Below are 11458 nucleotides of genomic sequence, written 5' to 3'. Positions count from 1 at the left end.
TTGGAATACAGGGCGTACAATGCAAAAAGTTTTAAAAAAATACCGCAAATTCAAAAATATCTCTCCCATGAAGATATCGAGAATATCGAAATAGCCGCGCTCGTTTTTCCATTTAAAGTCAACAATTATCTTATCGATAAACTTATCGATTGGGAAAATTATCAAAATGATCCTATTTTTCGTCTTGTGTTCCCCCATAAAGATATGCTCCTTGAACAAGATTTCGAAAGACTGAAAGCCTTGTATCACAAGGGGGACCAAAAAGCTCTTAGTGAAACTGTGTATGAGATTCGGATGCGAATGAATCCCCATCCAGCCGATCAAAAAAGCAATGTCCCAACAATTAACGATAAAGAACTGACAGGCTCGCAGCATAAATATAAAGAAACTATCCTCTTCTTCCCGAAACAGGGTCAAACCTGTCATGCCTATTGCAGTTTCTGTTTCAGATGGCCTCAGTTCACGGGGATGAACGAGCTCAAATTTGCCATGAAAGAAGTGGATCTCTTGATCGAATACATTAAAGCCCATCCTACGATTACGGATCTCATCTTTACCGGAGGCGATCCTCTCATTATGAGTACGAAACTGCTTCGCAGCTACATAGAACCTATATTAAAAGCAGACATTCCACATCTACAAAATATCCGATTTGGAACGAAAACCCTCGGATTTTGGCCGTATCGATTTTTAACGGACAGTGATGCGGATGATTTACTCAAACTTTTCGAAGAGATCGTGGAGCATGGATACCACCTTGCCTTTATGGCTCACTTCAATCATTACCGGGAACTCCAAACAGATGAAGTAGAAAAGGCAGTAAAACGGATCCAGCAAACGGGAGCCATTATCAGAACCCAAGCCCCGATTTTACGGCATATCAATGATAGTAGCGAAGTGTGGGAAAAAATGTGGAGAAAACAGGTGCACATGGGAATGGTTCCATACTATATGTTTATTGCCCGTGATACTGGAGCACAACACTATTTTGGCGTTCCTTTGGTAGAGGCTTGGAAGATTTTTAAAGATGCCATTTCAAATGTAAGTGGACTAGCTAGAACGGTTCGAGGACCTAGCATGAGTGCAGCTCCCGGGAAAATAGCTGTAAGTGGTGTGAGTGAAATCAACAAAGAAAAGGTGATTGTACTGAATATGCTTCAAGCCAAAAATCCTGATCTTGTAGATATCCCCTTTTTTGCCAAATATGATGAAAATGCCCAGTGGATTGATGAACTGAAACCTACATTTAGTGAGAAGTTTTTGTTTGAGAAAGAGTAAATGGTTGATTTATCGATTGATGACAATTACTTAGTCGCTTTTTATATAATATGTTTTTCCATCGTTTTCTACAACTTTTGTGAACAACTTATTTTCAGAAATCAAATCAGCATGCCCCAAAAATAGAACCCCAGTATCACTTAGCAGTCGATCAAATATTTCGATTGCTTCACTCTTATGTTCCTCATCAAAGTAATATAATAGATTTCTACAAAATATAACATCAAATTTTCCTAAAGTAAAAATTTCCCTGTTAAAAATATTCATCTGTTTAAAGGATACATGCTGCTTTAATATATCATCTACACAATAGAGTGCATCTTTTTGATAAAAATATTTCTCTTTTACAATACTGGGTACTTGTTGAATAGATCGACTTGAGTAACATCCCCTCTTTGCTTGCTCTATTCTGTCCGAATTTATATCTACACCTACAATTTCCAGCCCGGATAGATCTTTTTGATGGGTGAGGATATATAAGACGATCGTATACACCTCTTCACCACTTGAGCATGGGATACAAAGGATTCTTTGTACTCTTTTTTTCCTCATTAGTTTTACGAGTATCTCAAACTGTGCAGTTTCTCGGTAAAAATATGTCTCTCCAACTGTAAGTTTATTAATAAGATCTTTTTTGAGATGATGCGAATGCAACAGTTGTTCTCTGAGATCTGTAAAAGAGTAAATATCATGTTGTATTGCAAAATTTTTCATTTTTTCAATGGTAATTTCTTTTTTATTCGAAAAATCCAATCCATACTCTTCTCTTATCTCACGTAAAATAATCTTCGCATCATTATTATCAAACTTTTTCTCATGACTCTCTTTATTTTCATTTTTTTGATTTTCATTCTTTTTAGGAAACAGCCATCTTAACATTTGAGTTCTCTTTTAATATCTCGTATTATTTCATCGATACTTAATACTTGAATATTTTTGTTTAATTCGTATGCTTTTTTTGGCATACCATATACAATAGAACTCTGTTCGTCTTGAGCTATTGCTTTATGTCCAGCATTTTGCAGTGTTGACAAACCTTTAGCACCGTCTTCACCAATACCACTAAGCAAATATGCTACTATTTTGACACTGGACAAAGAGCTAGCAGAAGCGAAAAGTGTATCAATGGTAGGATTGTAAAAACTTTTTTTACTATCAGCTTTTTTAAAAAAGAGCGATCCCTTTTTTTCTTCAATAGAAAATGTTGCACTTAAGAGATAAATCTTTCCACTTGTTAATGCATAATGATCTTTCGTTACAAGATCCACTGGATAACCACAAAGTTCGGATAATCTGTGTGCGTAAGAAGAGAGTCCCAACGGGTCCATATGCAAAGCGATGACAATACTCTCTTTTTTGGGTGTACAAAGAGAGCTTATGATTTTTGCAATGAGTCCTGGTCCACCCGTTGAAGCCCCGATAAGGATAAGTTTTGTAGGTATTTCTTCTTGCAATGTTCTACCTTATATCAACTTTTAAATTTGAAAAGATGGGAATCGAGTTTTTCGATAATGTTATTTAAATGCTCAGCAGCCGAGGCAATCTCCTCGACACTTCTTGCATTTGACATCGATACTTCGTTTAGTTGGTTGATTTTTTGGGCAATTTCAGCAACTTTTTCTTTGAGATTGTCCACAGAAATCGAACTCTCTTTCGCTTTTTCTTTTGAATCTTCCATCAAATGAATCACATTGCCGATATTGGTTTCCACGACGTTGGCAATCTCGACGGTTTGCAATACCTCATTTGCGTTGCTTTGCATATGTTTACTCGTCGTTTCGATAGCAGCGGTGATACTGTTGATCGTTTTGTTAATCTCCTCTAAATTTTTTTGCGTTTTCTCTGCCAGTTTTCTGACCTCTTCGGCTACCACTGCAAAACCTTTTCCATGTTCTCCCGCACGAGAAGCCTCGATGGAAGCGTTGAGTGAAAGCAGGTTTGTCTGATCGGCGATATCTCCGATGAGTTTGAGAATATCTTTGATAGCGAAAGCACTTTCTTGCAGTTTTTTCATTTGATTTGACAGTTTTTCCTCTTCCACACTTGTAAATTTGATCTTTTCTACCAGCGTATTGATATGTTCTACAGCTTTGTTCAGGGCTTGGTAAGAGTTTTCAGAAATTTCTGTCATTTCTCGAACTTTGCTCTCAACGAAAGCTGCATCTTTTTCTGTGTTTTTTGCATTAGCATCGATAACTTTGACCAAAGAAGATTCATCTTCTACTCTTTTACCTATTTCCAAAGATGTGGCTGAGAGTTCACTAGAGATTGATGAGGCTTCATTGCTTACATTTTTCGCTTCACCTATTGCGTTTTGGACCTTTTCTATAAACTTATTGATATAGAATGCGACTTGGGCAATCTCATTTTTACCATCTATATCGATTCGTTTTGTAAGATCTCCCTCTCCACTGGCCAAGTTTTGAGCTGCATTTCGTATATTGTCTAGATTTTTACCGATCATTAACGCTACAAATACAAGAAGAGCACTTATAACAAAACCGACTACAATGAAAATAATCGTAAGTTTGATCTTCAATGCTTGGATCAATGCCTCTTTCTCTTTTTTTTGATCTTCCCGTAAACGTACAAGTGTTTCTATGGTTTTTCTCGCGGCATTTTTCATTTGGGAAGATATGGTATTCATGGAGTTTCTTAGTTCAATCAGTTCCATCAAAGTTTTCTTATATTTTTTTAAAGCTGATGTCAATGAATCTACCATTTTCTTGTTTTTTGCACTATCCAGCGACGTTCTTAGTTGAACAGCCAACTGGTTGATCTTTCCGATTTCTGAAAGGATTTCTTTGACATATTCGTCGTTCTTTCTACGTAGATAGTTTTTTTCTGCTATTCTGATTCGCATTAAACTCATAATGATCTTGTTGGAAAGCGCTGCTTCCACCACTTCATCTATAATCTCTTGAGCAGTGGCATTATGAGAGCGTATGACCCTATCTCTTTGATTATTTTGTATGATTTCGATCTTTCTAGCGATCTCCTCGACCCTGTTTGCCAACGCAACCAATGTTTGCTCTTTTTTGATAGCCTCATCTCGAACCTGGGCGTATTTATAAAAAAGTTTTTTATATTCCAGTAGCCTTTGAATGGCACTTCCGACAAGCTTCTTATTCTCTTTTTGTGCGAAACTCGATTGCAAATGTTTTGCTATTTTTATATTTCGATCGATGAGTTTCAAAACTTCTTTGGCATATTTTTCATCTTTTCTTCGTATATAGTTCTTTTCCGCCACTCTCGCTTCGAGCATCAGTTTGATGACCTTGTTGGCAAGTGAGGCTTTTTGGCTTTTATCCTGAATGGAATCGATGCTGGATGCAATGGTGAAATATAAAATCACGAAAGCTACGATCAAGATGGCCGGAATGGCCATTAACACCTTTTTTATGGAAATATTTTGCATGTGAACTCCCTTTTCATCTGGTTTGAATCATTGCTTCTACCTCCTCCATAGGAAGAGGAGGAAAATAGTAATACCCTTGAATTTTTATTTTATAGTTTCTGTACCGCTTCAAATAATCAACGGTTTTCTTATCTTCGACTCCTTCAAGTACTAAAGGGATATCCAGCGTTTTAGACATGGATATGATCACATCAAGCAGTTTCCTCAGTTTTTGATCGACAAAGATATTTTGGATGAACGATTGGTCGACTTTGATCGTATTAAGGTTATAATTTTTGATATAAAGGAGCGATGAATAGCCCGTTCCAAAATCATCCAGAGCAAATTTGTATCCCTCTTTTTCGATGAGCAGGATCAACTCTTGTATCAAAGATATATTTTCAGCAAAAACAGTCTCTGTCAGTTCAAAAACGATTTGAGAGGGTGAGACGTCGGGATATCTTTTTTGAATGTCGTGTACGAAGTTGAGAAATTTTCTGTCATAAAACTGTAGTAAAGAGAGATTGATTGTTATAAAGCCTTTGAATCTATTTTTGCTGATAAATTGAAAAACCGTTTCTATCAACTGGTAGGTGACCTCTACGATATATCCCCTACTCTCTAAAACGTGTATAAAATGGGATGGTGGAAGATACTCCTCTCCTTTTTTCCATCGAAGCAGTGTTTCGAACCCCAAAATCCTTTCTGTTTTCAACTCCACGATCGGTTGAAAGAAAGGAACGAATTCTTGACGCTCTAGTGCTTCATGGATGTCGTGTTCCAGTATAGTTAGACTTTGTAACTCTTGAAACATCGATTCGTCGAAAAATTTGTAGCTGTTTTTTCCCGATTTTTTGGCCTTGTACATGGCTATGTCTGCATAGGAAAGAGCTTTTTTAGCGTCTATTTTTTTATCGGTAGGTATATAGATGCCCAAAGAGGCGGTGATATACACGATAGTATCGTCAATTTTAATAGGCTTTTGGAGTATATCGATTATTTTATTTGCGATATTTCCTACTACGATAGGATTATGGATTCTTCGTAAAATCACACCAAATTCATCACCGCCCAACCTGGCGATTACATCCTCTTTCTTTAAGACGTTGCGTATTCTCGATGCCACAATTTTTAAAAGTTTGTCTCCAAATGGATGCCCGAAATTGTCGTTGATGAGTTTGAAATTGTCCAAATCGATGAGCATGATCGCAAACTGGGAGGATTTTTGGGTGAAATCTTTCATAGCTTTATCCAGATATTCATGAAAACATTTACGATTTGGCAGTTGGGTCAATGAGTCATGCTTGCTTATATGATCCAGGCTTTTCAAAGTACTTTGCAAACGCATAATGTTTTTATTGATCTCCTCAGCGATCAAGGAAAACTCATCATCAGTCCGTATCAGTATCCTTGTGTTCAAATCGTTATTTGCTATCTTTTGCAAGGCTTCGTTTATTTTATGGAGTGGCGTGACGATAGATTGGATGAGATTTTTTGCCAGATAAATAACAAGAAAAGCAATCAACACAAGCGCAGAAACGATAATGATTTTTTGCTTGAAAAAAATCGCTTTTGCATGTTCTTGCCTTATGTGTGCGCGCTCGATTTGATAATTCAAAAGTTGATTCAGCGCCTCTCTCGTTTCTCGAAACTCTTTCAGCGCTACTTCGTAGAGGAGTTTATTGATAACATCTTGTCTTTTCGGTGTGGCATGTTGACTGGTATCTAGCAAAGGATAAATTTTATTCTCGATGACATTGACATATTGAGTAAGATTTTCTTTGAATCTGTTGAGTAGCTCTTTTTCTCTTTTTGATAGACGCGTGTTGTCATACAGATCTATCTTTTTTGAAATTATTGCAAGTTGTTCTTTGATTTTTTCTTGCTGATGGTGAAGTTCCTGTTTGGTTCTTGCATCGACCAGACGCAATGTTCTATCTCGAATCCGATAAAGCGCACCTTTCAAATCGCTCAGTAGTTCAAGCGAGACGATTTCTTGTGAAAAAATATCGTTGATCCGATCTTGCATCTGCTTGGCCAAGTAAAGAGATGTTGCTCCTTCTAAGAGAATGATGAAACCTAATACACCTAAAATCAAATAGAGCTTAGTGCGAATAGAGAATTTTTTAAATATAATACGAAATGGCATAGATTGAATACCTCTTCAAAAGTAAGTTTAAAAAAATTTTACATTATAAAAATGAAAAAAAAATGAATAAAGGAACAAGATAGTGTACATATTATGTATCGAAGATGACAGTGAAATTCAAAAAATCATTAAAGAAAATTTTCGAAATGAGAATATCGATGTGGAGTTTACATACTCGTTGGAGGAAGGTATCTATAAGCTAGAAATGAATTCTCTTTATGACGCTGTGATACTCGATAGAGTCTTACCGGATGGTGATGGTATCACACTTCTTAAATATATGGAGCAAAAACAGATCAATATCCCTTGTTTAATTTTGAGTGTATTAGGAAGTGTCGAAAATAAAATAGAAGGGCTCTCATTGGGAGCATACGACTATCTTACAAAGCCCTTTGATATCAGAGAACTTTTGATAAGAGTGAAAAATATCATTAAAATCCGATATAACATACAAACGAATATTGTTCGTATAGGGAACGTATCCATCAATCTTTTCTCAAGAAAAGTCTATGTAAAAGATAAAAATATCAAATTAACACCGCAAGAGTATAAAATTTTGAAACTCTTGATGACCAATAGAAACAAAGTTATCGAAAAATCCGAAATCATGGATAGGCTTGGGATAGAGCAAAATGAATCTCACAATTCCAATATCGTAGATGTCTTGGTGTATAGATTGCGTAAGAAATTAGGAAAGCAAGATTTTATCCAAAATATAAAGAAAATCGGATACGTCATCTATGACGAATGAATCTGCAACAGATATACTAGTAACGAGCTTACTTTTCATTCTATCTCTTTTTACAATACGATACTTCATTTTGCTAAAAGATATAAAACAATTACGAAAATGCGACAGTGATCATGAGGCAATACGAGCTGAAAATTTTTCTATGGAACTCTCACCAGTTATTGAAACATTCAATAATAAACTATGCGCTATCAAATCCAAGAATGAATTATCAAAACAGTTTAATATCAATCTAGCCCATGAAATTAAAAAACCGATGATCTATTTGGCGATGAAGTTGGAAAAATTAACAGATGAGGATGTAAAACATATCAAACATGAGCTAGAAACTACCTCGAACATACTCGATCGACTTCTTTATGTTTCAAATAATTACAATCTAATCCATAAAATGGAACGTATCTGTATCAATGAAATTGTTCTAGACACTCTCAAGTCCTTCAATGGGAATATGGAAATAGAGCTATATCAAAGTGATCTTATACATATCCATGGTGATAGATACCTGCTACAGATCGCCATTCAAAATCTCATTGAAAATGCCATTAAATATTCCAAAAGTAGTAAAAAAATCATGATAGTTCTCCATTCAAGCAAAAAAGGAAATTTTCTAATAATAAGAGATTGGGGAGTCGGAATTCAAAAATCGAATAAGGAGAAAATATTTCAACTCTATTATCGAGAAGAGAGTACAAAGGTTTCCAATCCAGGATATGGAGTAGGATTGGCCCTTGCAAAATGGATTTTCGATTACCATGGCTTAGCCATAAAAATATATAGCAAAAAAAATTATGGGACAAGAGTCAAGATCGTATTTTGAATCGGTTTTGAAGTAGGCAAAGGCCTACTTCTTGTAAAAGAGATAGTATAGACTTGGTAGTATTAGAAGCGTCACAAGGGTTGAAGTGACAATTCCACCTACAACAACCACAGCCAACGGATACTCGATCTCACTTCCAACGCCCGTTGCATACAGAAGCGGTAAAATACCAAAAAGAGTCGTCATTGCCGTCATTAGCACTGGTCTTAGTCTAAGAAGCGTTGCATCCTTGACAAGTGTGAGCATCTTCACATCTGGAAACCGTTTTTGGAGCTCTTCTATGAAACTCACAAGTACGATACCATTGAGTACCGCAATGGCGATGATAACGATAAATCCGATAATTGCAGCAATGGAGAGGTAGATATCGGCGATCAGCACCGCAACGATAGAACCTATTATGCCTAGAGGAACGCCTAGCAAAATGATTGTCGCTTTCTTGAAGCTGTTGAAAGCCGTGTAGAGTAAAAGGAGTATCAAAAGCAGTACTGCTGGAATGATTATAGCCAGTCTTTTTGTCGCTTCTTGCATGTTTTTAAAGTCACCTGCCCACTGGATATAGTATCCCGCTGGGAAATGGAGTTTCTGATGAATCTTTTCATTGGCCTCTTTCACAAAAGAAGCGATATCACGTCCTTCCACATCAAAGGATATGAGCATATATCGAGAAAGATTTTCTCGTTTTATAAAAGATGGTCCTTGAATGATTTTGATGTCTGCCACCTCTTTGAGGCGAGCCACTTTACCGTCCGGGGCTCTAAGCAGAATATTTTCTAGACTTTCAATATCACGCTCTCCTTTTGGCTTGATAACGATAGGGAACCTCTTAATCCCTTCAAATTTATCCGTTATCACATCTTCGCCCAAAAGGTACCGCACTACATCCATGATATCTTCTGCTGTGAGTGAGTATCTCGCCATCGCCAAGTAGTTCGGTTTGATCACAATTTGAGCTTGTCCGAGTTGTGACTCGATCTCTATGGATCTGAGGCCGTCGATATGGGAGATGATCTCTTTGATTTTCGAAGCAAGAGTTGCCAGTACTTTTTGATCTTCTCCAAAGATTTTCACTGCAAGTTCCGCTTTGACCCCCTCTAGCAGCTCTTCTATACGCATGGCGATTGGCTGTGTTGGAACAAACTGTACAAAATCGTACCGTTTTTCAAGCGCCTCGCTCATTTTTGCCTCTAACGCTTTGATATCAAACTCTTTTTTCTTCAACCCCACCAAAACTTCCATATAGTTTGGACCGGCAGTTTCGCCCTTTTCGCTTCTTCCAATCATCGCCAAAACGAAATCCACATACTCTGGATACTCTTTTTTTATGAAGTTTTCTATATCTTTACTAAGACCCACCGTTTGAGACAGAGCTGTCCCAGGGATGGCGATGACACGATACATGATAGACTCTTCATTGAGTTTTGGCATAAATTCGCGTCCTTGTTGCGTAAGCAGATATGCCAATACCGCAAAGAGTATGAATGCAACTGCCACGACACTCTTTGAATAATTCAAAGCTCCCACAAGCAGTGGCGTATATAGCTTTTTAATCCAAACCACAAGTGGCGATTCGCTAAACTTTACCGGTTTTAAAAGATAGTAGTTCAAAACGGGAACCAGCACGAGAGCCACAACGATGGAAGCAAGCATTACAAATACGATATTGATAGCCATAGGTGAATAGAGCTTTCCTGTAAGCCCTCCGAGACTCAAAAGCGGAATAAAGGTTGCAGCGATGATGAAAATGGCAAAAATAACCGGTTTTGTTACCTGTGCCGCAGCCTCCGCTATGAGCTTCAGTTTGGATTCCTTTGGATGCTCCTGAATGAGCCTGAAAGAGTTTTCTACGACAACTATCGTTCCATCAACAATCATACCAATTGCAATGGCAAGTCCACTGAGGCTCATAAGATTTGCGCTCATACCAAAATAGTCCATCATCAAAAAGGCAATGAGCAAAGAGATAGGAAGGGATAAAACAACTATGAAAGCACTTCTGACTTCAAACAAAAACAGAAACAAAATGACACTCACGAGCACTGCGCCAGAAATCAATGAAGAGGTCATGGTATGGACAGCTTTCCTGGTAATTTCGCTTCTATCGTAAATAGTCTCTACTTTGACATTTTTTGGAAGAGCGGCGTTGATCTCTTTGACTTTCTCTTTGAGTCTGTCAACCACTTTAGCTGCATTAGTACCGGTTCTTTGCAGTACCATTCCGAACATCGTCTCTTTTCCGTTGAGGGTGACCGCACCAAAACGCATTCTTTTGCCCTCTTTCACAACTGCCACGTCTTCAATCTTGATAGCTTTGATACCCGAAGATTTGATGACACTCTTTCGTATTTGATCAAGATCTTCATAAAAGCCACTACCACGTATGATATACTGCTCTTTGTTAAATTCCAGGTACTGCCCCCCTGCACTTTTGTTTGTTCTTTGCAGCGCATCAATCACGTCTTCATATGTCACTTTCAAAGCCTGCAGTTTTTTGGGGTCAATCACAACTTCAATCTGTTTTTCAAATCCGCCCCATCCGATAACCTCTTCAACTCCATCAACGGTTTTGAACATAGGGCGTACCAAAAAGTCTTGCAATTCCCTCAGTTTCGTTAAAGGAACACCGTCCCCTTTTAGCTGATACCAAAATACCTGACCAAGTCCTGTGGTGTTTGGTCCCATAACAGGCTTTCCAAACCCTTTTGGTATATCAACGGTTGCAAGTCTTTCACTCACAAGCTGACGTAAAAAGTAGATATCGTATTTGTCTTCAAAAAAGATGCTCACATAGCTTAGACCAAATATGGAATTGGACATAATAAGTTTTACCCCTGGCAAACCTGCCATAGCTGATTCGATCGGATAGGTGATGAGTCTTTCGATGATTTCAGGGCTGTTGCCCGGGCTTTCGGTATAGATAATCACCTGTTTGGGCGTGATATCCGGAAAAGCATCAACGGGAATCTCTTTGTACGCCCTGTACCCCAATACCCCTACAAGAATAAAAAGAGCCAACACTAAAAAGCGATATTTGATAAAGGTTTCAAAAAATTTCATACTCTC

The 11458-nt window shown here is 37.6% G+C and carries 8 protein-coding genes; 3 read left to right on the top strand and 5 right to left on the bottom strand.

Annotated elements, in window-relative coordinates:
* Positions 1-1278, top strand: coding sequence for a KamA family radical SAM protein (locus NIS_RS04980; protein ID WP_012082293.1), 1278 nt, complete (start codon positions 1-3; stop codon positions 1276-1278).
* A 30-nt stretch (positions 1279-1308) separates the two neighbouring features.
* On the opposite strand, the gene NIS_RS04975 is transcribed toward NIS_RS04980, so the two are convergent.
* Genes NIS_RS04975 through NIS_RS04960 form a run of 4 tightly spaced genes read right to left on the bottom strand, consistent with a single transcriptional unit; the run spans position 1309 to position 6824 of the window.
* Positions 1309-2157 (bottom strand): CheR family methyltransferase, encoded by an 849-nt coding sequence (locus tag NIS_RS04975; protein ID WP_012082292.1) that lies wholly within the window; start codon positions 2155-2157, stop codon positions 1309-1311.
* Positions 2151-2732 carry a chemotaxis protein CheB gene (locus NIS_RS04970; RefSeq protein WP_012082291.1) on the bottom strand — a complete coding sequence of 194 codons (582 nt, stop codon included), beginning with the start codon at positions 2730-2732 and terminating at the stop codon, positions 2151-2153. The genes NIS_RS04975 and NIS_RS04970 overlap by 7 nt, the downstream gene beginning before the upstream one ends.
* 14 nt (positions 2733-2746) lie before the next feature.
* Positions 2747-4696 (bottom strand): methyl-accepting chemotaxis protein, encoded by a 1950-nt coding sequence (locus NIS_RS10030; RefSeq protein WP_012082290.1) that lies wholly within the window; start codon positions 4694-4696, stop codon positions 2747-2749.
* A 13-nt stretch (positions 4697-4709) separates the two neighbouring features.
* Positions 4710-6824, bottom strand: a complete 2115-nt coding sequence (locus tag NIS_RS04960) for an EAL domain-containing protein (RefSeq protein ID WP_012082289.1) — start codon at positions 6822-6824, stop codon at positions 4710-4712.
* An 82-nt stretch (positions 6825-6906) separates the two neighbouring features.
* Between NIS_RS04960 and NIS_RS04955 the strand changes: the two genes are divergently transcribed.
* Together NIS_RS04955 and NIS_RS04950 are read left to right on the top strand one after the other, a co-directional pair.
* Entirely contained in the window at positions 6907-7575 is a 669-nt protein-coding gene (locus NIS_RS04955) for a response regulator transcription factor (RefSeq protein WP_012082288.1), read from the top strand.
* Positions 7565-8395, top strand: a complete 831-nt coding sequence (locus NIS_RS04950) for a sensor histidine kinase (RefSeq protein WP_012082287.1) — start codon at positions 7565-7567, stop codon at positions 8393-8395. The genes NIS_RS04955 and NIS_RS04950 overlap by 11 nt, the downstream gene beginning before the upstream one ends.
* Before the next feature lie 24 nt (positions 8396-8419).
* Here NIS_RS04950 and NIS_RS04945 read toward each other — a convergent pair whose 3' ends face one another.
* Positions 8420-11452 carry an efflux RND transporter permease subunit gene (locus NIS_RS04945; RefSeq protein WP_012082286.1) on the bottom strand — a complete coding sequence of 1011 codons (3033 nt, stop codon included), beginning with the start codon at positions 11450-11452 and terminating at the stop codon, positions 8420-8422.
* Between the last annotated feature and the right edge of the window lie 6 nt (positions 11453-11458).

The sequence above is a fragment of the Nitratiruptor sp. SB155-2 genome, assembly GCF_000010325.1.
In the GTDB taxonomy this organism is placed as follows: domain Bacteria; phylum Campylobacterota; class Campylobacteria; order Campylobacterales; family Nitratiruptoraceae; genus Nitratiruptor.
This window is presented reverse-complemented; position numbering and strand designations above follow the sequence as displayed.